This is a genomic window from Photobacterium sp. NCIMB 13483, assembly GCF_003025475.1.
In the GTDB taxonomy this organism is placed as follows: Bacteria; Pseudomonadota; Gammaproteobacteria; order Enterobacterales; family Vibrionaceae; genus Photobacterium; species Photobacterium piscicola.
In genome coordinates, this window is record NZ_PYLV01000008.1 from 105662 (window position 1) to 129423 (window position 23762).

Consider the following 23762-nt stretch of genomic DNA (forward strand, 5'->3'; position numbering starts at 1 on the left):
AAATAAATAAAAAAGCCACTCGTTTGAGTGGCTTATCACTATCTCATATTCATTTAAAATATGCTTAACTTAACGTAATGCGCTGATAGTTTTTAAGAGACTCACTTTCAGAGCTCTTAAATGTTTTACCTTCACTTTGAATAAAGTACACCGGTAAGTCCTGCTCATTGGCAACAACTTTCCCTTCTACAGGCCCCAAACATAACATGGAGGTTGCCCACGCATCCCCAACAACAGGATCATGACCAAATACTGATGCTGATACCAAATTATGCGTTACAGGTGCACCTGTACGAGTATCTAAAATATGAGAATAATCTTTTTCACCATCCTTAAAGTTATGGTGATAGGTGCCCGATGTATTTAATGAAACACCATCGTCAGCATTAATATTAACAATAGTATAAGGACGAATACCGTCTTTTAATGCAATCGGCTGTTCAATCGCAACTCGCCACTTTTGCCCTTCCAGTTTGCGGCCTTTAATTTTCATATCGCCGCCAAACTCAACCAAATAATTATTAACACCATCTGCTTCTAAAATTTTACTTAGCTGACTAATGGCATAGCCTTCACCCATTGAGGATAAATCCACTTGTACTTGAGGAATGGTTTTTCTGATCCGTAAATTCACAGGATCTATTTCAATCTTATCAATCCCTATGTCTTTTTTAATCGATGCTATTTGCTGTGGTGTAGGGACATGCAAAGTATCCCCTTGAAAGCCCCATAATTTATATAATGGCTGAATTGTTGGGTCATAACATCCATGGCTATCTTTATTTAATTTTTTGGCTAACGACAACATATATATGAAATCTTTAGACGCGGGTTGCCATTGAGTCGATGTACTGTGGTTAAACTCAGAAATATACGAGTCATTCCGATAGGTAGAATATTCTTTATCAATCGCTGCCAACTTTTTATTAAATTGCTCTGTCACTTTCGCAACGGGTACATCCTGTTTTGACCAATATGTCACATGGTAAGTAGTACCTTCAGCAAAACCAGAGATCTTTTGTAACTTTGGCGCTTGGCTACAACCAGACAATACAACAATAGCTGATAACGACAACGCAGCAACATAGCTTCGCTTTAATAATAACTGTGGCGAACGGGTGAACATAAAAAGGCCTTACCTATCTAAACAATGCCCGCAGTCTAACAATAGCAACCAAGCAATACCAGAAAGATACACCTAGAGAATAACAAGCTATATTATTATCCTTTTAGCACAAGCATGAATCATTCATTCTTTTACCCTATCTTCAATTTGTCTTCAAACCATCTTATTTCCACAGTAAAACTGCCATATTTTTGTCATCAAACCCTGTTGTAATTACGGAAAATTACTTGCATAACAAGGATTAAACGTGACTACATTAATTAAATCTCTTACCACTATCGTTATTTCAGCAGCGCTCGTATCACCAGTACAGGCAACCGAAATTAAGAATATTATTCTAATGATTGGTGACGGTATGGGTCCTCAACAGGTAGGTTTATTAGAAAGCTATGCCGACCTTGCTCCGCATTCTATTTATAACGGTCAGAAGACAGCTTTGTATAAATTAGCTCAGCAAGGTGTTATCGGCGCGTCACTCACCCACCCTAATGATGCCATTGTTGTCGATTCAGCATGTTCAGCAACCATGTTAGCCACCGGCGTTATGACAGGATCAGAGGTTATCGGTATCGATGCTGATGGTAATAGTGTTGAGACGGTATTAGAAAAAGCAAAGCGCATGGGTAAAGCAACGGGATTAGTTTCAGACACCCGTATCACTCACGCAACCCCAGCTGCTTTTGCTGCCCACCAGCCCCATCGTTCATTGGAAAATGAAATCGCTTCAGACTTATTATCTGCAAACGTTGATGTGATGCTATCGGGGGGATTACGGAATTGGTTACCACAATCAGCAGACGCTGCAGGTGCAATATCAAAACAGTTACCTTCGCTATCGGCTACTGATCTTTCTCTAAAGTCAAAACGTAAAGATGACCGTAATTTACTCTTAGAAGCTCAGCAACAAGGCTACGCTTTAGCTTTTAACAAAGAGATGTTACTACAATCAAAAACAGAGAAATTATTAGGTTTATTTGCAAGTTCAGGAATGAATGACGGTATTCAAAACAGTGCGACAGTAAATGATCCTCAACGTACGCAACCGACATTAAAAGAAATGACAGATAAGGCGCTAGATATTCTATCAAAAGACAAAGATGGCTTTTTCTTAATGGTTGAAGGTGGTCAAATTGATTGGGCTGGACACAGTAATGATGCAGGTACTATGCTGCATGAAATGATTAAATTTGATCAAGCGGTTGAATCTGTTTATCAATGGGCACAAGGCCGTGATGACACCTTAATTATTGTTACCGCAGATCATGAAACAGGCTCATTTGGCTTTAGTTACTCTGGTTACCAATTACCAAAGCCACAAAAACGCAGTGGTGAAGCATTTAAACAACAAGATTATGCTCCTAACTTTAATTTTGGTGCATTTACCGTACTCGATGATCTTTATAAACAAAAAATGAGTTATGCCAATATGTTAGCAACATTAAATACACTCAACAAAGATCAACAAACACCGCAAAACTTAGCTTCGATTATTAATAACAATAGCGAGTTTCCAATAACAGAAGCTCAAGCTACAGCAATATTGACTGATAAAATCAACCCTTATCACAAAGATGATCACAGTTATTTATCCGCAACAGATATTCCTGCTATTCACGATTTTGATGCTTTCTACCCTTATAACGATCGCGCCAATCTGATTGCTCGTGCTCAAGCAACCCAACAAAATATTGTCTGGGGAACAGGTACTCACACCCATACTCCCGTTAATGTCTTTGCATGGGGACCTGCCGCAACCATTTTACCTGTGTCTAAAATCATGCATCACTCACAATTAGGTGAGTTCATTAAAAACCAAGTTAAGTAACTTTTCTTATTTAACCCCCTCAATGACTTTGATTATACTCATTGTCATTGAGGGCTTATTGGCAATATAACCGGTATTCGTTCAATAAATAGAATCACTAATCTAACGTTTTCTTAAACCTAATTGACGCAATAATTAACCCAATAATGGTAAATATGACTAACCATAACGTATCTCGCCACAGATCAACCAAATCAGCCCCTCGCAACACAATACCGCGAATAATACGAATAAAGTGTGTCGTTGGTAATACCTCCGCAATCCATTGAGCAACAACAGGCATACCTTCATACGGAAACATAAATCCTGACAGCAAAATAGACGGCAATAATATAAATATTGTCATTTGCATGGCTTGTAACTGCGTTGTTGCCTTTGTTGATATCACTAAGCCGAGCGTTAAACTTGCCAGAATAAATAACACGGTTCCTAGAAAAATTTGTACTAACGAGCCATTGATTGGTACATCAAAAATGACATACCCTAATCCTAAAATAATGATTGATTGAATAATACCGATAAAAATATACGGTGTTATCTTAGCGAGCATTAATTCTAATGGTTGAATTGGCGTGGTAATCAATAACTCTAAATTGCCTTGCTCACGCTCTCTTACAATCGTTACAGAAGTAAATAGAATCATTGTCATGGTTAATATAATTCCAAGTAATCCAGGAATAATATTAATTGCAGACCGACGCTCAGGATTAAAATATAACGTTACTTCAAAATTATTTGGCTGTACTTTTCGTTGTGGAATAACTTCTGTTAATGGCATTTTTTGTAATTGCATAATGGTAGAACTAATCAATGCATCCGATCCATCAACAAGCCATTGCCCAATCACTTGCTGCTGGCCTATTCGACGTTGAAAATCAGACGGAAGCACTAATACCGCTTTTACTGTGCCATCCATAATCGCTTGTTGGCCTTGTTGCGGTGTCGCGTAACTTGCGATCACATCAACGACCTGCGTAGCTTTAATCGATTCCACCAACATCCGTCCAGTCGCTGAGTGGCTTTGATCGACTATCGCAGTAGGAACATTTCTAACATTAGTATTGATGGCATAACCAAACAATAACAATTGAATGAGCGGGATCATCACGATCATACCAAAGGTGATACGATCCCGACTTAGCTGCCGTAACTCTTTACTAACAATTGCATTGATCCGTAACAGACTCCACCATAAGCGAGTGATCATTGTCGTCTCTCCCCTGTGCAGGTTACAAAAACATCCTCAAGGCTTGGTCGACTGATAGTCATAACAGCTTGTGCTAATGTCGGTATTTGTAGTTGTAGCCAAGCGATGGGATCGTTAATATCTTTTGACACTAATACCCGTAATCGAATCCCTAATTGTGCAGCTGATCTCACCTGAGGAAGTTGTATCATTTGTGCTTTAAGTTGCCGTAGTTGCTGCGCTTCTATTTCAACAACTGTTACCGCCATCGCATCCATTAGCGCGTAAGGTGATCCATTAGCACGTACCACACCAGCATCCATAATAGCTAAACCATGGCAACGTTCAGCTTCATCCATATAATGGGTTGTGACTAAAATGGTGGTACCTTGATCAGAAAGATCAAATAGTTGCTCCCAAAATTCACGGCGATTTTCAGGATCAACCGCCGAGGTAGGTTCATCTAGCAGTAGTAAATCTGGCTGGTGGATTGTTGCGGCGGCTAAAGAAAGTCGTTGTCGTTGACCACCACTTAACTCTCCTGCTCGGCGTTTTGCCCGTTGATCAAGTCCATATGTCATTAACTGTTGTTGAATTCGTCGCTTACGCTCCACTTTAGGTATACCAAAAATCTGCCCCATAAATTCAAGATTTTCTTGAACAGTTAAATCTTGGTATAGCGAAAATTTTTGTGTCATATAGCCAATGCGTAAACGTAATTGTTCTGCTTGACGTGGAATATCTAGCCCCAGTACATTTACAGAGCCTGTCGTTGGTGTTAATAGCCCAGTTAACATTCTTAATGTAGTAGATTTACCACAGCCATTAGGGCCTAAAAAACCATAAATAGTCCCTTTGGGTACCGTTAGATTAAGTTTATCAACGGCAACAAAATCACCAAAATTACGGCTTAGATTGGTTGCAACAATAGCCTGTTCACTCATGAGGCATCTCCACTTGCACTGGAACGCCCGCAGGTAATTCACGACCACTATCAGGAAAAACAACCTCAGCCAAATACACTAATCGCGCTTTATCGCTGCCATTTAAGGTGTAATAAGGCGTAAAAGAAGGGATTGTCGCTACCCAACGTACAATGCCTTGATAAGAGCTCTTAATGCCATCAACATGAATGGTTAATTTTTTTCCCGCCGTTATATTGACTCGATAAGGCTCTGGAACATAAATACGTGCATAAGGGACAGTTTCGGTAGTGATAATTGCAACCGTCGCATTTTTAGCGACACGATCACCCACATGATAAGGTAAATGTTCTAAAATCCCATTACGGGTTGCGACAATAGTATAATCTTGAAGAATTTGTTGCTGAAGCTCGACTTCTGCCGCCGCCATTACCAATGCCGCTTGTGCCTGTTTTATATCTTCAATACGCTCGCCATGCAGCAATTTATCTAATTCATTAATCGCTGCTTGTAATTCAGCGTGCGCAATATCCCGTTGCGTCTGTGCACTATCTCGTTCCGCCGTAGACACCATTTTCTTTAAAAATAGCCGCTTAATACGTAAATTATCAGTATTTTTATCTCTAAAATTAGCTTGGTATTGTTCTACTTGTGCTTGAGCTGCTGCAATATCTTCTGGGCGAGAGCCATTTGTTAAACGCTGTAAGTAAGCCAGTGCTTGCTGTTGTTGTGCTTGCGCTTTAGTGAGCCTCGTTTGCTGTTGTTGAGATTGTAATGTAACGACAACCTCTCCTTTTTTAACAACATGACCCTCCATAACAGGTTGTGTTGTAATAATTTCATTTGCCGTTGCCGTCAGTGCAACTTGATCACGCTCAGTAGAACCTAAAGCCAATGCATCTCGATGATCATTACAGCCAGAAATAACGAGCAAAAATGGAATAAAAATACAGTAGCTCGATAATAAACCTTTCATGGTCCACTCCATTGAAGTCAAATAATGTCCATTAAAATTACGTTATAGTGATTCTTTTAGCGGTAATAACAATCCACCTGTAATAACTTTTAAATTATGCTCAAGTAAATTTACGAAAAAAGCTTCATTTGTCTCAACACCTTGAATATTCAATATCGAAGGGGGTGCGATAAAAGGAAAAACCATTAAACTAATAAAAGAAATTTTGCATAGATGCGGATCTAAATCAGAGCGAATAATATTTTGTTGCGCTAACTGTTCAAAAATTCGATGTTGTAATGGCTGTGTTATTTCAGTAAATATTTTTTCCATCGATTGACGTTGACTGTTTGTATTGGGTAAATACATTAATTGAAAAATCAATCGTGGAAAGCTGGGGTTAACCGTCATTACGCGATAATACGTTCGCATCAACTCACATAAACTGTTGGTATTTTTTTCAACCAATAATTGCTGTATCAATACTTGAATAGGTGCAAGAGTTTCCCGTACCATCGTTTCAAACAGTCCCTCTTTAGAATTAAAATAATAACGAATCATCGCTACATTTATTCCTGATTTTTGAGCGATCATACGTGTTGATACTTTGTCGTAAGTCATCACTGAAAATAATTCACGTGCATTATTAATTAATAACTGGCGAGTATTAAGATCAATAATTGGACGTCCACTACGTCGCTTATCTATTACACTGCTCATCCACACCTCGATAATTAATCATTTGTTTAATTATACGATCTATATTGTTCGCTTTATAAACAAATAATTACTCAAAGAGGTACAAATTGATTAATAATTAATTTTAAGAGTACCTAACAGCCATGATCTCGCTATTTTAACGATAAACACACACCAGTTTAATTCATAAAAATAAACCATAAAGCCGTTATCATTCACTATACTGAATGCTTATTACCATTTTTGATAATAAACATACCATTTTTGCCTATATACCCATGTGGGCTATAGGCTCTAGAATGCTGCTCTTTTTCTTTTTGAACACCGCATTGCTTGCTGTTTTATAACACATTTTGCGGACTTAACCTGAGGGCCTTTAATGGGCGATATCGCAAAATCTGTTGCAAAGTTAAGCGTTTTCTCGATAATCATGATTACGATAACCTCGGTCGATAGTATCCGTAATTTACCGGGAGCAGCACTCTTAGGCAGCCATGCTATTTCTTTTTTCGTCCTTGCTGGTTTATGCTTTTTTGTACCAACAGCATTAGTTTGTGCCGAAATGAGTACCACTTACCCGAAACAAGGCGGCGTTTACCTTTGGGGTAAAGAGACATTGGGACATAACTTTGGTTTTGTCACTGTGTGGTATCAATATGCTGAAAATATTGTTTATTATCCACCACTGATCTCATTTATCGTTGCGACAGGTACCTACCCATTTTTTCCACACCTAGCAGAAAATAATATTTTTATGTTAGTGATGATTAACGTTATCTTTTGGACGCTGACCTTAGTCAATATTTTTGGTCTACGTCTGTCATCACTGATTACGAATGTCTTTGGTATGATTGGTCTGATTTTTCCGATCTTACTTATCATTGCATTAGGCGGATATTGGACATATACCAACCCAGAAGCATCGCACATTTCATTGCGCCATGTTTCAGATTGGTTACCTGACTTTTCACAAAGTGGTATTGGCGCGAGTTTTACTGCTGTTGTTTTATCCCTAACAGGCATTGAAATTACGACTGCTTATGCCAATGAAGTGAAAAACCCACAAAAAGCCTATCCTAAAGCATTACTCATTTCGACGGTGATGATTTTATTATCACTTACGGCTTGTTCACTATCCATTGCTGCTGTTGTTTCTCATAATAATTCAAGTTTAAGTGAAGGCATCATTCTCGCATTTAAAACCTTCTTTGAAGACATGAATTTACCATTCTTATTGCCTGTGATTGCACTTGCGATAGTATTTGGTAGCCTTGCCAGTTTAAATAATTGGATTATTGCACCAACAAAGAGTTTACACGTAGCAGCTAAAGATAAGTTTATGCCAATACGGTTATCAAAAGAAAACCGTAATAAAGCTCCCGTTCCACTATTACTGTTACAAGGGGCTATCGTTAGCTTATTGTCATTAGTCTTTGTATTAGTACCTAACGTCAACCAAGGCATGTGGTTATTGAACATTCTTATGACGCAACTTTACATGGTAATGTACATTTGTATCTTTATCAGTTTCTTAGCATCACGTCGTAAGCATCAACATATTGATCGTCCATTCCGCGTTCCTGGTGGCAAAATCGGTATGGTTATAGCGTCAACGCTTGGATTAATCAGCTGTTTCATTACTATTTTTGTTTCTTTTGATGTACCAGCAAGCATTGATAAAAATACCGCAGCTATTGCCTTAATTTCTGGCTTTATTATCTTTAGCCTACCCGCTATCGCCGCCATTATGTACCGTAAAAAACAATTACAATACACTTAAATAGCAGCGTTATATCAAGCTTAGAAAAAAGCCGCAGCATTAAAAATGCTGCGGCTTTTCTTTAATTATCAAATTATACAGACATAATATTAATGATCGTTTTATCGGTATTCTTCATGCCTTCCGTCACCATACGCCCGATATTACGAATAGTCGTCTCAACATCATTAGCAACAATACCTTGTCCATGTGCCTCATGGTTATCAATTGCCATTAATGAACTTAAAGCTGCAGAGCTGGTTGAACTTTTTACTTTCATTGCACACGTCGACTTTGCGCCATCACAAAACATGCCCACGGTATCACTCAGTGTATTTTGAATCGCAAAACAAATCTTTTCAAATGAACCACCTTGAAGGTAAGTCATCGCCATTGAAGCCGCTGAACTAGTGACAGCACAACCACAAAATGGCGATAATGGTGGATAAAAAGATTTCATATAAATCGCACCTAAGTGACTCATAATAAGTGCACGAGCAAGCTGTTCATCTGTTGATTTACAATGCTCAGCAAAAACAATTACCGGCATAGAAGCACAAATACCTTGATTACCACTGCCATAATTACTCATAGCTGGTAATGTCGCCCCTCCCATTCTAGCATCAGAGGCAGCAGCGGAACGCATAACGGCACGATGTGCTAAATCATCACTTAATACACCATTATCGATGTTCTTTTGATAAGTACGCCCAACCTGTAGACCGTATTTATTTTTTAAACCTTCATCAGATAAAGCAACCGTTAATTCACGTGCTTTTAGAATAAACTCAATATCTGCAAAATTAGCTTCAGTGGCAAACTTATAAATACCAGCAATAGAAATATCAATGTCATCACACACAGATGCCGTTGATTTTTGTTGTTGCTCACAGTCATTTAGAATTGTTGTATCATATACAACCTCGCCATTTAACGTTTTCTTAATAACTTGAGTGTGTCCACCACTAATTTCAACCGTTGCAATATTATGCCCAGCTTTTGCTTCTGCATAACAATAGATAAACTCTTCAACCTCTTTACGACCTACGTGTACTTTGCCAGCATCAATCAATTGCTGAGCTTTTTCTACATCATTTGACGTAATATTAACTAAAACTTCAAGGCCACCATCAGGGTTACCGCCGATAGCACCTACAGCAGAAGCAATGGACAAACCAATTTTACCCGTACCAGGTACAAACACACCCATTGAGTTCTTAAATAAGTTGTCTGAAACCTTTACCGTTAATTCTTCAACATCTTGCCCCAGTAATTGTGCAACCACTGCTGACGCATATGCTGCAGAAATAGGTTCAGTACAGCCAAATGCCGGCTTAACTACAGTATTAATGATTTTTGTATATTGCTTCCACTGTGCATTCATATTGGTGACCCTTAGTACTTCTAATTATTTTAGCTATTATTGTTGATATATTATTTACGGTATGCGATTGCCTCTATCTCTACCAATGCCCCCATTGGTAAATCTTTCACCGCGAAACAACTACGTGCAGGACATTCAGTTTTAAAGAACTGAGCATAAACTTCATTAAACGCGGCAAAGTCACTAATATTAGCTAAGTAACAGGTTGTTTTAACAACCGTATCCATATCACCACCACCAGCCTCAATAACTGAACGTAAGTTAACTAGAGACTGATATGATTGTTCCGCAACACCACCATCAACAATGCCACCTTTCTCTTTACATACAGGTAACTGACCTGAAGTAAAGATTAAATCACCAAATGCATTACCGTGAGAATAAGGACCAATTGCATCAGGAGCTGTTTTTGACGTAATTACTTTTGACATGTGTTTTATCTCTCATTACTTAAAATTCAAATTTATTTTAACAATCGAAATATAGAGCATGCAATTTTTTTTGCAAATTTAACTGGAATCATAAATTTCATATTTGAATATAAAATTACAACCTCTTATTAAATATAAGTTTAATTAGCCAAATGTTGCTATTAAACTAATTAAAGTTACAACACATGGCATCTCAACTTGTTTCATTAGTTTGCAAAACTAAAAATAATCAAATATATTTGCATTGGAAAAATAATATAAAAGTCGCACAGATTATTTTTTGCAATTATTTTTGACTTATGACAATTATTAAAAGTAGGCCAGTAATGAAGAAACAATTAATACAAGCAGGGCTAAAAGCGATCTTCCCTCTCTGTGTGGGAGCCTTTCCTTTTTCCTTCATTGTTGGGGCTATCAGCATTAACGCTGGTATGTCAGTACTACAAAGTACTCTATGGTCATTGACTGTTTTTGCTGGATCGGCACAAATGGTTGCACTTGGTTTAATCCAATCATCAACAGAAATTATTGTTATTTTCATTACTACTTTTGTGATTAATTTACGTCATATCCTTTATAGCGCGTCACTATCTGAATACGTCAAAGAATACAGCATGCCAACACGAATACTGATGTCATACGGATTAACAGATGAGGTTTATGCCGCGACGATTGGCGAGATGAAACAAGAAAAACCAGGGCGACAATGGTTTTATCTAGCGGCAATGTTTGGTTTTTGGGTCAACTGGGTTATTGCTGATTTCTGTGGTGCCATGATTGGATCATCATTCCCCCACATTGCAGATTACGGCTTAGATTTTGCGATGGTTGCAGCATTTATCGCAATTGTAATACCACAAGTTAAAAGTCGAGAATGTATTGTGGCGGCCGTGGTAGCAACAATAACAGGGATCTTACTCTCAGGTTTACCTTATTCATTAGGTCTTGTTATTGCGGCAATTATTGGTGTTTATGCTGGCTACAAAATGGATATTTCAACAGAAAGGACGGATCACAAAATAAAAGCAGAAACAAAGAAAATACTGTTAAAAGAATTAGAAGAAGAGCAACAACGCCCTCTTTTATCAACGACTACCGTTAACCAAAAATAAGGACCATAACCATGCATACTCATCCACATTTTGCTTTAAACAATGATTATGTTCTTTATTTAACACTTGCAATGATTGCTGCAACTTTTATCATTCGTTTTGCAGTCATTGGTATGGCGGGACGTTTTACAATGTCTGAACGTTTTAAGAAAACATTACGTTTCGTTCCGGTTACTGTTTTACCCGCGATTATTGCTGTTGAAATTTTAGGAAAAGGTTCAAATTTTGCTTTCAATCTAGAAAACCCAAAAGTATTAGCTGCGATTGTTTGTACCATTATCAGTCTACGTTTTGGTCTTATTTGGGTAGTTATTGGTGGTCTAGTTTCATTAATTTTATTCCAAACATACCTTGATCCTATTGTACAATTTCTTCATCACCTCACATGTTGTTAATTTATAAAAATACCCCCTGATTAAACCGAGCATCATTTGCTCGGTTTTTTATTTTAATGTATCAATAATTATCGGTATTTTTTTAATGATGCAAATATTGCTGCGGTAATAATAAATAAAATACCGAACAATGTTGTCACTGTTGGCTTTTCAGCAAATAAAACCCATACAAACATAATGGCATAAACAGGCTCTAAAGTGATGATCATTGAAACTGTTTTTGCTTTTAACCCTTGTAATGAAAAAACCAATAATGTTTGTGCAATTGCCGTCGAAAACACTCCTAAAATAACCATCAAGAACATATCGATAGGCTGTAATGTGAACATTCCTGTCATACCAAAAGGTAATGATAATAAAAGACAGCCAAGACACTGAGCAAATGCTGATTGTAATGGATGAATTTTAAGGCTGATACTTCGATTAAAGATAATAAATAAGGCATTCGTAATCGCCGCTAAAATACCCCACACTAAACCAAGATTATTTATATCAAACGAGAAATGAGGAGTAATAATAATTAAACCAATTGCAATAAGAATACATATCAATATATCAATTGGACCAATCTTTTTCCCCATAAACACAGATTCAATTAATATGATAAATAAAGGGAAACAGGCAAACCCTAACGTTCCAACTGCTACGCCCCCTTTTTTTACACCCATAAAAAAACAAAACCAATGTATTGCAAGTAACGAACCATTTAAGATAAGTTTAAAAATGGCACTTTTTGTTGCAGTTGGAAAAAAAGATTGATGATCTAATTTCAATAAAATAATAAGAGTTAGTACTGCTAACAAACTGCGACCAAAAACAATGGTCATAACACTGACATTAAGTTGCTCACCAATCACTGCTGATAGCCCAAAAAGAATCGCGGTGATTTGTATAGATAAGTAATATTTCATAAGTTTAATCTTAAAATAGGGCAATGATTTTTGTATTTAACAAATACGAAGTAAGAAATAGTCACGTTTGGCTAATTTATCTCTTACTCATTATCAACAATTGGCATCGGTAATACTGCCGTACTACTGTCCATTGGACGCAGGTAGTTTTGCCATAATGTCAGTGTTCGTTGTTGAGTTATTGCTAATTGACAAGATAACGCCATCACTCCACGAATGGTTCCCTGTTGCCACTGTGTGTATACAGCATTACATTCTGTCTTGCGATATAGTAACCATTGTTTTTGTGCAATATTAATAGCATCAACCAATGCTTTATCTGCACTATTTTGATGAATACTTTGTGCTAAATAAACTTGTAACTGCTGCTTAGCAAGCGCTAATTTATCTTCAGCGCATTGATTAATTTCAAGTGTCGAATACGCCTCATCACAATTAAGTGTTGCGGTTTGTGTTGATGCCATCACTGAACCAGAGATCACTAGCACACATATTGCCCATAATATTTTCATGTTTGTCTTCTCTCTATTTTTCTAATTTTTATTTGTCTATTTTTAAGCTATCTCTTTATATTAATAAGGCTGATAACACTAAATCATGACACATTTGCAAAATTAATAAATTATTTAACTGAAATGTGGATTTTATATTTCCACATGCGAGTTATAATGATGGAGGAAGTGGCCTCATAGGCGATTCACCCTATTTGGCGGACTTATTTATCGATTCTCATCATAAATTCGCCTATTTTATTGCTAGGAGTTTTAATGAGTATCGCAATCCTTATTTTCTTGGTTATTCTAAATGGCTGGTTTGCCATGTCAGAAATAGCCCTTGTTACTTCACGTAAAAATCGTCTACAAGTACTTGCAGACGAAGGTAATACTGCAGCAATTACAGCATTAAAATTAGCCAATAAACCAACCACTTTTCTATCAACCATTCAAATTGGCATTACCATTATTGGTATTCTAAACGGTGTTATCGGTGAAGCAGCGCTTGCTGGGCCTATTTCGTCATGGCTAACCTCTTTTGGTGTTCAAGCCCATACAGCATCAGTTTCCGCAACTATCATTGCTGTTATTATCATCACTTATTTCTCTATTGTTATTGGTGAACTAATACCGAAGCGTTATGCTCAAGTCAATGCAGAGCCATTAGCACTACGTGTTGCACGTCCCATTGCTTTTTTATCCAGCTTATCGCGTCCCTTTATTATCTTATTGGCGGGATCTACTGAGTTATTTTTACGTATATTTAGTAAAAGCACCACCAACAGTACTCATTTAACAGAAGAAGATATCAAAGCCATTATAACTGAAGGCTCTCAAACCGGTATTATTCACCAGCAAGAACATACTATGGTGCGTAATGTGTTCCATTTTGATGATCGTAAAATTTCATCAATGATGACACCTAGAAATGCGATTAGTTACCTTGATCTTGACCATACCGTAGAAAGTTATCAGCAAAAATTACTGGCGAGTCCTTTCTCATGTTTACCCGTTTGCAGCCACACAATCGATGATATTAAAGGCACGATCACAGCTAAACAATTACTACAATTTGAACTCGATAATAGTAAAGACACACCTAAAAATATTATTGATTATGTGACTCAACCACTCTTTATACCTGAAACATGGACAGGTACAGATCTGCTAGATATGTTCCAAGATTCTGGTGCTGAAATTGCGTTTGTCGTCGATGAATACGGCGATATTCAAGGAATAGTCACACCACGAGATATACTTGAAGCACTGACAGGCAAATTTAACTCGCAAGATCCTACTGACGTGTGGTCGAAAAAAATAGCTGATAATAATTGGCATCTTGATGGATTAATTCCAATCACAGTTGTAAAAGACTTATTAGATTTAAAAAAATTACCCGATGAAGATCAAAATGGCTATCAAACATTAAATGGCATGTTAATGTGGATTAAAGGTGGATTACCTAAAAATGGTGACATCATTAATTGGCAACGATGGCGTTTTGAAATCCTAGTCATTGAACACAACCGCATTGAAAAAGTGAATGTATCTCTACGTCCATCAACAAAACAACCTCACAAATAAAAGTTATCAATGAGTATCTGCTTGCACAGCAGATACTCAGTACAATAGTCTTACTTTACTCGAGACCACGCATCACGCCAGTGTTGTGTTTTACCAGGAGCATACCCTGCCAACTCACACCATGGTGTTGCAGGCCAATCACGGCAACGGTACACATTACCATTTGGCATACGTACTCTATCGCCCGCACTGTATTTAAAGCCTTCACGATAACGCGTCACTTTAAAACTATTGGGCTTAGTATAATCATTATCATTGTAGTCATTATCGTCATAATTATTATCATTGCCATTAAGACGAATTAACTTCCATGGGCCAGATTCATTATTACGCTGAGGACGATCACCTTGCGTCCACCATTTAGCGACCCACAGTCGTCCAACATAACGTACGCTATCACCTTTGTTATATACAGACTCTTTATTCCATGTCTGCAATCCTGATTGCCCACTCGGTAAGATCGTTGGACGATCATTTGCAAGTGCTACCGATGAAACAGTAGTCAGTGATAATGTGCTTAATACACACATAACAAGCAATGCGCTTTTTTTCATAATAATAGTGATCCCTACTTACAATAAAAATATGGTGAAATAACCACCACTCGTATTTTATAAATTATAACTGATACCAATAGATAATCAGCAAACAATATTGTAAGTAAGCGTATCTAAACGATTAGTAACCACCCGTTTTACTGTATTCCTCTTCAGCAAATTTCTTTCCGTCCGCAGCGGCTGCTTGGCAAGCTTGAGGATCAACGTCACCACGGTTAACTACATAATGAGTTAATTGCTGTGCTTTTTGAGTACGATTAAAAAACTCATGATAACCAATATTTCTGCATAATTCCCAAGATGACACGCCAGCTGCATTATCAACGGTATAACTATTTGATGGTGTTCCTGCACATCCTGCTACTGTAATTGCTATAGCTGCTGCTATTATTATCTTTTTCATACTTATCCCCTTACGCCATCCATCTACGACAATATTATCTCTATGATGCTAATAGCTATTTTTTATATGCTGTTATCTTAGTCTACAGAGCAACACTATAACAACTGAATCTATTATCATCTCTCTTGCGCCAATAAAATCTGACAATAAAAACACGCTATAAGGTATATTTTAAGATTGGATATAATTGCTCATATTGGAATAAAAATTTCACTTTTACGCTAGTAATTAAGCGTAAATTAGCATAAGTTGCGAAGCAATATTAATACCGTGATCAGGATACTTTCCATGAACAATTTTCAGAGCTATTCTCAGCTCCTTCCTTGCTTTGATTGTCGTAAAAATACTGCTGAAGCTGATTTAGGTTGGTTAACACCAACAATGCACGATAGCATTCAACAACAAATTACAGCAATTATCACGGGTAATGCCGCATTTGGTGATGATCTTACAGTGGTTATAACTTGTAGCCCAGAAGAGGCACGTGACTACCTATTGTTAAATGCATTTGGTTACACTGAAGATGAGTTAACATCCAGCGGCATTGATGCTGATGATCTTAAAGATATTGAACAAGAAATCGCGGCGAGTACCACAGCATTGGGCCAAGTGACTTTAGAGCATGAAATCGCTCTACAAGCTTGTAGTGCTTGTGAGTAACTATCGGTTATAGCGCCAAACAATAAAGCTGTTAGGCTTACTAGCAGCTTTTTTTATATCGTAATCATTATCACAAAGAATGACACGGATAATCATCTACAATCTATTCACCGCACGTTTGAGCATTAGAGACATCATTAAAAAATTAGCTGAAATATCAAGCCAAACAATAACACTACGACATGCTAATAGTAGATTCCCTATCTCGTTCGTAACCTCACTGTAGGGAATGACGCGTGGTTAGTTTGGATATTCAATGTATAAACATAGTTCTTAATGTTGTGGCGGAGCCGCTGAAGTGGCATTAGAGGATTTGAACCCGCTTTTATGTAAACGAAAAAAAGCCGCTAATAAATAGCGGCTTTTTAATGTGTGGCGGAGAGATAGGGATTTGAACCCTAGATACGCTATAAACGTATGCTGGTTTTCAAGACCAGTGCTTTCAACCGCTCAGCCATCTCTCCATGGCCGCTATAGTAATAATAACCTTATCAATTGTAAAGTCTTTATAGCGCAACTGCTTAAATATCAGGCAATTATGCGGTTATTTTTTTTCAAAACCACAATCAGTTAAAAATCGCATAAAGCCATAGTTTTCTAGCCATGCTAATTGCTGTTCAGAGCTGACTAAAAAACGACCACTAAAGTTAACACCATGACCCGACAAGGTTTCTACTTGGTTCTTAACCCGTGGAATAATCAACATCCAACGTTCAGTCAGTAAAATATTATAAGGTAGACATTCAGCGAGTCCATTCACTAACTTAGTGGTATTTAACTGTAGAGATTCCATTGCAACCAAATAATCAGCATAGAGTTGTTTTGGATTCAGATCTGTATAGACAAACACCACATGTTTAAACGGCAACAGTCCATTGACGATCTGAGATTCTAAAGGAATAGTTGTTCTCACAAGCTGCATGTGACGATGCATTTGGCTAGAACCAGCATCATGCCCTGCATTAAAGAAACCCAGCACATCACTACGAGTGATACCTTTAGCCCACGCCGTAAAATCAGCTAAAGTTAGCACCGATGTTTGTGGTATATAATCTTTGGCACAAACCAATAAGTGAGGAACTACGATTGGAAAACGATTTAATAAACACACATAATCCTTATCCATATCCGTTATATAATCACAATGGGTATATGGTGCAACAAAAGGATCTTGTGCCGAAACAGCAGGAGAATGTTTAATTTTCATATTATCAGTAAGTAAATTAACAATATAGTTAACTCCTTGTTGCTGATAAATAATATCGTCGCTCGTTAAAGGTAATAAATCACCACTACCAAGCGCTACTTTCGTTTTTTCCTCACAAGCATTCCAAAGCATTATTCTTATTCCTACTTTTAAATTACGCGTCGCTTTCTTGAAAACAATCGTCACAATTTTGCAGTTCTATTTCATGATTAAAAACAACGACACCTTCAGCTGTCATGTGCTCTGATATTTGATCATCAATATCAGCAATCACAGTTGATTTAACCTTGCCGTGATTAATTTCAGGCTCAGAATAGTTATAATAATTTAAAAGTAGGTAATCTTTCGCTTCATCTGCTGTACAAATAACCTGTACGGTAAAATAGGGTTTGTAATCACTACTACGTTGCTTCAGCATTACATCAATTTGATCAACAATATCAGCCTTCATGCTTGGCGTTAACCAACCAAGATCAGTTTTAGCCTGATGTACGTGACAGTTAAAACAAGACAGTTCATAAGTGTAAAACTGGAAGTTAGTCATATTCGTTTTCCTTAAATTCCATTCTACTTATAAAATTATGCTTATTTACTTGTTTTTACTAGCATTAAAAATGCAATGTTGAGTTGTAATTACCGATACCCATCTATTATTAATCTTCAGTACCCACGAGTAATAACTCAAACCGTTCATTGCCTCGTAAATTTTCAAAATCATCTTCATCAGCGGCCAATTCCCGTAATGATGTACTATCTTTAATCGCACGTTCAAGATCTGATATGGCTTGTTCTTCCACGCCTAAACAGGCATAGGCACAAGCTCGTTGATATAAAGCATGGGCATTTGTATCATCTACTTCCAAGACTCGATTACATAAACTTAATGCCCAATGAAACTCTCTCATTTCCATTGTGGCGTCAGCTTTATAAGTCAATGCCTCTAAATCACCAGGACGAACTTTTAATATTTCGTCATATATTTCTAATTTTTGCTCCGGTGTTTGAGAGCTTTGCGCTCGCAGCCATAAATTATGTACTTCGTTAATTTTTTCTATTTCACGGTTATTTTCACTAATAATGCGTGTCTTACGCTTTAAATCCCGCTCTAACGCTTTAAATTTTTGCTCGTAACTTTCAGAAATATCTTTTAATTGTACTTCTGCCATACGCTTAGTATTTTCTTTTATTTCACGCATTGATTGCCAGCCGATAAGCGCGATGAGAGAAGCAACACCTGCAATAATATAGAAAAAGTAAGTGACAGTAACATTTGCGTAATTCATTGATTTATCAGCAACAGATAGTTCTCTATCCGTTATATCTCGCGTAATTCGTCGTTCAAGATCTTGCTGATCCATTCGAAGAGACTTCAATTCATCAAGCACATACCGTTCAATCATTGGCTTTTCATAAATACTCTGTTCGGAATAAGGTTTTGCTTCATCTCCATTAGCTGCATGAACAATCGACACAGGAAGCATAAAACAAAACATTACAATTCCTAGCAGCATTTTAAACATAAGTGGCAACCTTTCACTAATAAACAAGCATGACAATAAAATGATAAATAAACATAACATCTTTCATTTTTCACATTGTCATATTTAGATTTAAAATCAATAAAACACGAAAAAACATCATATTTTAAAAAAAATTAGCAGCAAAATCTCGTTTTAGCAAAAAAGTATCAAGGATTGATGATTAATTACTATCAAATGAAAAATACGTTCTAGGCTTATTAATACTAACAATTAACCTTTAGATATGGATATACAGGAGAGTATATGAAGAATAAAACGGATAAATCATTATGGTTAATTCCAGTGAGCATTAGCTTATTAGTCGCACTTTTAGGCTCTATTATACTAATTCCTATGATGTAACGTCATCATTAGAGACTTTTCTGTTTCTTTTTTTATTATCGACTATATACAGACTCAATAATGACATCCGCTCTCTTTCAATACATAAAAAAAGGGATGCTATCTAAGCATCCCTTTTTATATATCATTAACTATTTCGTACTAACCTATTTAAGGTTGGTGTAATAGTTAAGACCTTCTGATAGATTGTTAAAGCCATCAATAGTAGGAACAATCTGACGAATAACACGGTTCCAACGTGCGATTGGTGCTGCTGTTACATATACAATATCGTATGGCTGCAATTCAAACTCAGTACCAATAACCAAGGCTGTTGCATCTTTAATATTTAATTGGTAAATATCTGCAATAGTCTTATCTTTCGCATTGGTCTTAGCTGCGTTACGAGTTGAACGAATAACGAAGATACCAGTAGCATCAGCTTCAAGCTCATTAATACCACCAACATTACTTAATGCTTCTGTTAAGCTCATACCTGCACGGTCAATCTTCAGTAACTTAGGCTGATTAACTTCGCCCATCACAAAGACTTTTTGATCATCATTACGTGGTACATGGATGATATCGCCATTTTTCAATAAGCGGTTTTCAAGTAAATCACCACGTTGCATTAACGCGTATAGTGAAATTTTCTGGTCTTTACCATCACGTGTTAATGTCACATTACGCCAATCAGCATCAGCAGCTAAACCACCTGACTTATCGATCGCATCAAGTAATGTAAGAGGTACATTGCTAATAGGTTGTTGCCCTGGTGTTTTAACTTCACCAGTAACATATGCTTTTTGAGATCGGAAAGATGCCACGTTCACATCTACTTGAGGACTTTCAATATAAGCTGATAAGCGATTAGAAATGATCTTACGCACTTCAGAAACTGTTTTACCTTCTACATATACTTTACCAATATATGGATAGAAGATAGTTCCATCAGCATGCACCCAGTTACCCGCTTCACTTGCACTACGATATGCACCAGCAGGAATAGTTAATTCAGGGTGATCCCAAATAGTAACGTTTAAAATATCGCCAGGACCAATATGGTATTCATAATTTGCTAACTCAGCTTCCAAACGTGGATTTTGCTCAGCTTTTACCTTTGGAAGGCGATACTGGTTTACAGTATTAGCCGTCAGAGGATAAACATTTACACGATCAGATAAATCAGTGCTATCACCATCAGCAACAGCCACAACATGCTTACCATCAAGCGATAAGTTTGAACCCGGAACAGTACACCCAGCTAACGTCGATGAGATTAATGCCGCTATTAGAATTTTCTTTGTTAAATCCATTATAAATTCACATATGTTGTTAAAATAAACTATCGTAATCCACTTCTATGTGAATAATTATTCAGCAATAGCAGTATGACTACAATAACTATAGATCAATTATTGATTACGATGATTAATACCTAAAGTTTTATTCTTATCAAATTGTAATATGATTTCAATTTCGAAAAAACCTGGGGATCCAGCTACATTACTGAATAGATATCCCCATTAAGCTTATGCTAGGTAAATTAGTGTTCGTTATAAATCATATAAAAATGAGCAAATAACCAAACCCATATTCTATCTTTTTTATACCGACACTCATACCTTAATGGATCAACATTTAAATATCAAAATAGCAATCCGTAATAACTTTGTATTATTAAAATTCAAACTCATGCATTATAAAACATTTACTATGTAAACATGTCACCTCATAACAACAATTAAACTAATTTACTGTAATTATAAGTTAAACAAATACACTCTCTTAATGTGTACCAGCAATGTTGTAAAATACTTTTTAAATCTGAGCCTAATAATATTATATTAGTTAAAAAACAGCCATTAAATTAAAATATTAAATTAAAATAAAATAAAAAGCACATTTATCACAATCAAAAAAACAAATAGAAACATATAGTTAACGCAACATTCAATATAAAAAAGGAAAAACACACCCCAATAACACTTAATCCCTATCATCCCAATTTTTCTGATTTTCAGATTAAATCAGGCTTAATGCATTACAAAATCAAATCCAACCATAACTACCAATAACTACCAATGATATAATGGTTATTGTTATATCTGTTATAAAAACACAACGCCTATATTTTATACACCCGTCGATGACCCATATATTCTAAAATACACCTTAAATTTAAATATATACGATAAAAACAAAGTCATTTATAGCTTGCTATAACAGAATAGTAATTATGTATATAAATAATTCCAAATTACCATTGCCTATCAATTTGAAATTTTTGTTTACAAATTACGACCTTGTTACATAAGCCAATAACAACTTAGTTTTATACTTCCTATTTATTCTACTTATTATTTTTTGAGTGTTTTCGATATGCTTTAACTTTTATATTATACAAAAACACTCATCATAATTAGGTGCTAACATCTAACTCAGCCAACACATCAACCATCATTTATTTGAATGTCTTTGTCAGTATTAAACGTGAATTCAAATAATCAATACAACATATTTTTGTAGGTAATAGCTTGACGAAGTAAACCGATAACTTGGCAAGAAACAGGCACAGATATGCTCTTGCCGGCGTTTTATGACGGCTTATTGTCTTTATTAAAGCAACTTTAATCATTGCTGTTGTTCAATACTTATTCAAATTATAAGAAGTTATTCAACTTAATTTCTGGTATGTAGGAAGCCAAGAAATGAGTAAGTAATAAACATAAAAAGCCCTCAGTTAAAATACTTTCAGCGAGAAAATGTTTTAACTGGGGGCTTTTTGTTGAGCGATAGTTAAATCAATGAATAATTACTTTACGTACTCACCACGACGTAACGCATCAATACGTTTTTCTAACGGCGGATGGGTCATAAATAGTTCAGATAATGACTTCTTACCATTAATACCAAATGCCATCATTGAACCTTCTAAATGTGGCTCTTGGCTCACTTTTAAACGCTCAAGTGCTGCAATCATTTTGTCACGACCCACTAACTTTGCAGAACCCGCATCAGCATAAAACTCACGATGACGGCTATACCACATTGTCAGAATACTCGCGAGGAAACCAAACAACACTTCCATAATTGAAGATACGATAAAGTAGGTCATATAACTACCACCACCCTCACCATCTTCACTATTACTATTAACACCACTAATAGCACCAGCAACAAGACGAGAAACAAAGATGACAAAGGTATTTACCACACCTTGCATTAAGGTCATCGTTACCATATCACCATTAGCAACGTGACTGATTTCGTGGGCTAATACAGCTTCAGCCTCATCACGTGTCATGCTATGCAGTAAACCTGTTGATACAGCAACTAACGAATCATCACGTTTTGCTCCAGTTGCAAAAGCGTTAATATCTGGCGCATCATAAATAGCCACGGTAGGCATACCAATACCCGCTTGTTCTGCTTGACGAGCGACAGTATTGATTAGCCAATGTTCAGTCTCATTACGCGGGTGTTCAATTACAACACCACCTACTGAGCGTAAAGCCATCGACTTTGACATCATTAAAGAAATTAATGAACCACCGAAACCAAACAAAGCCGCCATTACTAACAATCCAGAAAGGCTGCCTGGTTGCATTCCTGTTACCGCATAAACAATGTTAAGTACAATACTGAACACCAACATTACGGCAAGGTTTGTTGCTAGAAACAACGCAATACGTTTCATATCTATCATCTACTCCATTTGAAAGGATATTATTTGTTTGGATTTATACCTTATAAGACTCTGTTTTCTCATCGTCTTGGTACATTCAAGCAACTATTACCTACTATATTCGAATAATATGGCTGTAAATTAAAGTGTTAAATTGTTACTAATTCTTATTAAATTCGAATTTATCTTATATAGCGACAAAATAAGTATAAAATATAGCTAGTAACCATTAAAAACTAACAATTAAATTACACTTAATCTTTTTAGATCCACATAATTATTAAAATAAAGGTTGATTAGACTTTGGTCGTATTGCTTTCATAGCATAAGTCGATTATTGTTGATGTATTGTTATGAAACAGCACACACAAAGAAAAATGAAACAGGGAGGGTTCATGGTTAATAATGAAAGTTATCAAGTTGCTATAGATATTTTACGTTGCCATCTTGGAATGTCCATGGATGAAGCACGTAAAGAACTAGGCCTTGATCAAGCGGCGAATCCAACGCCAACAACAGAAACACCAGAAATACTGATTGGGCTTAATTCACCTAATTAGTTTATCTCTATCAATTAAAACAAAAGGCACATAACGTGCCT

23 protein-coding genes and 1 tRNA gene are annotated in these 23762 nt (G+C 36.5%); 7 read left to right on the forward strand and 17 right to left on the reverse strand.

What is annotated here, in order from left to right; translation table 11 throughout:
• Positions 1-64 precede the first annotated feature (64 nt).
• Complete coding sequence (locus tag C9I86_RS08745) at positions 65-1126, reverse strand: FAD:protein FMN transferase (RefSeq protein WP_107276160.1); 1062 nt, start codon at positions 1124-1126, stop codon at positions 65-67.
• A gap of 247 nt (positions 1127-1373) precedes the next feature.
• Here C9I86_RS08745 and C9I86_RS08750 point away from each other — a divergent pair, with 247 nt between their 5' ends.
• A complete protein-coding gene (locus tag C9I86_RS08750; RefSeq protein ID WP_107276161.1) occupies positions 1374-2951 on the forward strand; it encodes an alkaline phosphatase in 1578 nt (525 codons plus the stop codon).
• Between the two features lie 97 nt (positions 2952-3048).
• Here the strand turns inward: C9I86_RS08750 and C9I86_RS08755 are convergent, their stop codons facing one another.
• From C9I86_RS08755 to C9I86_RS08770, 4 genes are read right to left on the reverse strand one after another with little or no spacing between them, the layout of a single operon-like run.
• Positions 3049-4158: an ABC transporter permease gene (locus tag C9I86_RS08755; RefSeq protein WP_080156608.1), complete on the reverse strand. Its 1110-nt coding sequence runs from the start codon at positions 4156-4158 to the stop codon at positions 3049-3051.
• Positions 4155-5081, reverse strand: coding sequence for an ABC transporter ATP-binding protein (locus C9I86_RS08760; protein WP_080156609.1), 927 nt, complete (start codon positions 5079-5081; stop codon positions 4155-4157). Before C9I86_RS08760 ends, C9I86_RS08755 begins: the two co-directional genes overlap by 4 nt.
• Positions 5074-6036 (reverse strand): HlyD family secretion protein, encoded by a 963-nt coding sequence (locus C9I86_RS08765; protein ID WP_107276162.1) that lies wholly within the window; start codon positions 6034-6036, stop codon positions 5074-5076. The genes C9I86_RS08760 and C9I86_RS08765 overlap by 8 nt, the downstream gene beginning before the upstream one ends.
• Positions 6037-6078: 42 nt before the next feature.
• Positions 6079-6735 (reverse strand): TetR/AcrR family transcriptional regulator, encoded by a 657-nt coding sequence (locus C9I86_RS08770; RefSeq protein WP_080156611.1) that lies wholly within the window; start codon positions 6733-6735, stop codon positions 6079-6081.
• Between the two features lie 358 nt (positions 6736-7093).
• Between C9I86_RS08770 and C9I86_RS08775 the strand changes: the two genes are divergently transcribed.
• Positions 7094-8494: an APC family permease gene (locus tag C9I86_RS08775; protein ID WP_080156612.1), complete on the forward strand. Its 1401-nt coding sequence runs from the start codon at positions 7094-7096 to the stop codon at positions 8492-8494.
• 73 nt (positions 8495-8567) lie between these two features.
• On the opposite strand, the gene C9I86_RS08780 is transcribed toward C9I86_RS08775, so the two are convergent.
• A complete protein-coding gene (locus tag C9I86_RS08780; RefSeq protein WP_107276163.1) occupies positions 8568-9857 on the reverse strand; it encodes a serine dehydratase subunit alpha family protein in 1290 nt (429 codons plus the stop codon).
• Between the two features lie 50 nt (positions 9858-9907).
• Positions 9908-10288 (reverse strand): Rid family detoxifying hydrolase, encoded by a 381-nt coding sequence (locus C9I86_RS08785; RefSeq protein ID WP_080156614.1) that lies wholly within the window; start codon positions 10286-10288, stop codon positions 9908-9910.
• Positions 10289-10614: 326 nt separating this feature from the next.
• Between C9I86_RS08785 and C9I86_RS08790 the strand changes: the two genes are divergently transcribed.
• Positions 10615-11400, forward strand: coding sequence for an AzlC family ABC transporter permease (locus C9I86_RS08790; protein ID WP_080156615.1), 786 nt, complete (start codon positions 10615-10617; stop codon positions 11398-11400).
• An 11-nt stretch (positions 11401-11411) separates the two neighbouring features.
• The gene (locus tag C9I86_RS08795) at positions 11412-11795 is read left to right on the forward strand and encodes an AzlD domain-containing protein (RefSeq protein WP_080156616.1); all 384 of its coding nucleotides are present in this window, start codon (positions 11412-11414) and stop codon (positions 11793-11795) included.
• A gap of 68 nt (positions 11796-11863) precedes the next feature.
• On the opposite strand, the gene C9I86_RS08800 is transcribed toward C9I86_RS08795, so the two are convergent.
• Together C9I86_RS08800 and C9I86_RS08805 are read right to left on the reverse strand one after the other, a co-directional pair.
• Complete coding sequence (locus tag C9I86_RS08800; RefSeq protein WP_080156617.1) at positions 11864-12706, reverse strand: DMT family transporter; 843 nt, start codon at positions 12704-12706, stop codon at positions 11864-11866.
• A gap of 83 nt (positions 12707-12789) precedes the next feature.
• On the reverse strand, positions 12790-13218 hold the full coding sequence (locus tag C9I86_RS08805; protein ID WP_199190762.1) for a lysozyme inhibitor LprI family protein: 429 nt from the start codon (positions 13216-13218) through the stop codon (positions 12790-12792).
• A gap of 255 nt (positions 13219-13473) precedes the next feature.
• On the opposite strand from C9I86_RS08805, the gene C9I86_RS08810 reads away from it, so the two are divergent.
• Entirely contained in the window at positions 13474-14784 is a 1311-nt protein-coding gene (locus tag C9I86_RS08810) for a hemolysin family protein (protein ID WP_080156619.1), read from the forward strand.
• A gap of 50 nt (positions 14785-14834) precedes the next feature.
• Here the strand turns inward: C9I86_RS08810 and C9I86_RS08815 are convergent, their stop codons facing one another.
• Both C9I86_RS08815 and C9I86_RS08820 read right to left on the reverse strand, forming a co-directional pair.
• Positions 14835-15338 carry a carbohydrate-binding protein gene (locus tag C9I86_RS08815; protein WP_080156620.1) on the reverse strand — a complete coding sequence of 168 codons (504 nt, stop codon included), beginning with the start codon at positions 15336-15338 and terminating at the stop codon, positions 14835-14837.
• A gap of 124 nt (positions 15339-15462) precedes the next feature.
• Positions 15463-15744 carry a hypothetical protein gene (locus tag C9I86_RS08820; RefSeq protein ID WP_107276164.1) on the reverse strand — a complete coding sequence of 94 codons (282 nt, stop codon included), beginning with the start codon at positions 15742-15744 and terminating at the stop codon, positions 15463-15465.
• 288 nt (positions 15745-16032) lie between these two features.
• Here C9I86_RS08820 and C9I86_RS08825 point away from each other — a divergent pair, with 288 nt between their 5' ends.
• The gene (locus C9I86_RS08825; protein WP_080156622.1) at positions 16033-16404 is read left to right on the forward strand and encodes a hypothetical protein; all 372 of its coding nucleotides are present in this window, start codon (positions 16033-16035) and stop codon (positions 16402-16404) included.
• Positions 16405-16777: 373 nt separating this feature from the next.
• Here C9I86_RS08825 and C9I86_RS08830 read toward each other — a convergent pair.
• The 6 genes from C9I86_RS08830 to htpX form a co-directional block, all read right to left on the reverse strand.
• A tRNA-Ser gene (locus C9I86_RS08830) sits at positions 16778-16868 on the reverse strand.
• A gap of 80 nt (positions 16869-16948) precedes the next feature.
• Entirely contained in the window at positions 16949-17743 is a 795-nt protein-coding gene (locus C9I86_RS08835) for a phosphorylase (RefSeq protein ID WP_107276165.1), read from the reverse strand.
• 22 nt (positions 17744-17765) lie between these two features.
• A complete protein-coding gene (locus tag C9I86_RS08840; RefSeq protein WP_107276166.1) occupies positions 17766-18155 on the reverse strand; it encodes a hypothetical protein in 390 nt (129 codons plus the stop codon).
• A gap of 109 nt (positions 18156-18264) precedes the next feature.
• Positions 18265-19104 (reverse strand): tetratricopeptide repeat protein, encoded by an 840-nt coding sequence (locus tag C9I86_RS08845; protein ID WP_369925282.1) that lies wholly within the window; start codon positions 19102-19104, stop codon positions 18265-18267.
• Positions 19105-19640: 536 nt separating this feature from the next.
• A complete protein-coding gene (locus C9I86_RS08850) occupies positions 19641-20789 on the reverse strand; it encodes a polysaccharide export protein (protein ID WP_107276167.1) in 1149 nt (382 codons plus the stop codon).
• Positions 20790-22288: 1499 nt separating this feature from the next.
• Complete coding sequence (htpX, locus tag C9I86_RS08855; RefSeq protein ID WP_080156627.1) at positions 22289-23173, reverse strand: protease HtpX; 885 nt, start codon at positions 23171-23173, stop codon at positions 22289-22291.
• Positions 23174-23556: 383 nt separating this feature from the next.
• Here htpX and C9I86_RS20155 point away from each other — a divergent pair, with 383 nt between their 5' ends.
• Complete coding sequence (locus C9I86_RS20155) at positions 23557-23721, forward strand: hypothetical protein (RefSeq protein ID WP_162841594.1); 165 nt, start codon at positions 23557-23559, stop codon at positions 23719-23721.
• Positions 23722-23762: the final 41 nt, after the last annotated feature.

Bases quoted from the DNA above. Each gene is read 5' to 3' on its own strand.
- htpX (WP_080156627.1), bottom strand. From the start codon at position 23,173: ATGAAACGTATTGCGTTGTTTCTAGCAACAAACCTTGCCGTAATGTTG.
- C9I86_RS08780 (WP_107276163.1), bottom strand. From the start codon at position 9,857: ATGAATGCACAGTGGAAGCAATATACAAAAATCATTAATACTGTAGTT.
- C9I86_RS08745 (WP_107276160.1), bottom strand. From the start codon at position 1,126: ATGTTCACCCGTTCGCCACAGTTATTATTAAAGCGAAGCTATGTTGCT.
- C9I86_RS08820 (WP_107276164.1), bottom strand. From the start codon at position 15,744: ATGAAAAAGATAATAATAGCAGCAGCTATAGCAATTACAGTAGCAGGA.
- C9I86_RS08760 (WP_080156609.1), bottom strand. From the start codon at position 5,081: ATGAGTGAACAGGCTATTGTTGCAACCAATCTAAGCCGTAATTTTGGT.
- C9I86_RS08785 (WP_080156614.1), bottom strand. From the start codon at position 10,288: ATGTCAAAAGTAATTACGTCAAAAACAGCTCCTGATGCAATTGGTCCT.
- C9I86_RS08840 (WP_107276166.1), bottom strand. From the start codon at position 18,155: ATGACTAACTTCCAGTTTTACACTTATGAACTGTCTTGTTTTAACTGT.
- C9I86_RS08805 (WP_199190762.1), bottom strand. From the start codon at position 13,218: ATGAAAATATTATGGGCAATATGTGTGCTAGTGATCTCTGGTTCAGTG.
- C9I86_RS08800 (WP_080156617.1), bottom strand. From the start codon at position 12,706: ATGAAATATTACTTATCTATACAAATCACCGCGATTCTTTTTGGGCTA.
- C9I86_RS08790 (WP_080156615.1), top strand. From the start codon at position 10,615: ATGAAGAAACAATTAATACAAGCAGGGCTAAAAGCGATCTTCCCTCTC.
- C9I86_RS08815 (WP_080156620.1), bottom strand. From the start codon at position 15,338: ATGAAAAAAAGCGCATTGCTTGTTATGTGTGTATTAAGCACATTATCA.
- C9I86_RS08845 (WP_369925282.1), bottom strand. From the start codon at position 19,104: ATGTTTTGTTTTATGCTTCCTGTGTCGATTGTTCATGCAGCTAATGGA.
- C9I86_RS08795 (WP_080156616.1), top strand. From the start codon at position 11,412: ATGCATACTCATCCACATTTTGCTTTAAACAATGATTATGTTCTTTAT.
- C9I86_RS20155 (WP_162841594.1), top strand. From the start codon at position 23,557: ATGGTTAATAATGAAAGTTATCAAGTTGCTATAGATATTTTACGTTGC.
- C9I86_RS08810 (WP_080156619.1), top strand. From the start codon at position 13,474: ATGAGTATCGCAATCCTTATTTTCTTGGTTATTCTAAATGGCTGGTTT.
- C9I86_RS08755 (WP_080156608.1), bottom strand. From the start codon at position 4,158: ATGATCACTCGCTTATGGTGGAGTCTGTTACGGATCAATGCAATTGTT.
- C9I86_RS08775 (WP_080156612.1), top strand. From the start codon at position 7,094: ATGGGCGATATCGCAAAATCTGTTGCAAAGTTAAGCGTTTTCTCGATA.
- C9I86_RS08825 (WP_080156622.1), top strand. From the start codon at position 16,033: ATGAACAATTTTCAGAGCTATTCTCAGCTCCTTCCTTGCTTTGATTGT.
- C9I86_RS08835 (WP_107276165.1), bottom strand. From the start codon at position 17,743: ATGCTTTGGAATGCTTGTGAGGAAAAAACGAAAGTAGCGCTTGGTAGT.
- C9I86_RS08770 (WP_080156611.1), bottom strand. From the start codon at position 6,735: ATGAGCAGTGTAATAGATAAGCGACGTAGTGGACGTCCAATTATTGAT.
- C9I86_RS08850 (WP_107276167.1), bottom strand. From the start codon at position 20,789: ATGGATTTAACAAAGAAAATTCTAATAGCGGCATTAATCTCATCGACG.
- C9I86_RS08765 (WP_107276162.1), bottom strand. From the start codon at position 6,036: ATGAAAGGTTTATTATCGAGCTACTGTATTTTTATTCCATTTTTGCTC.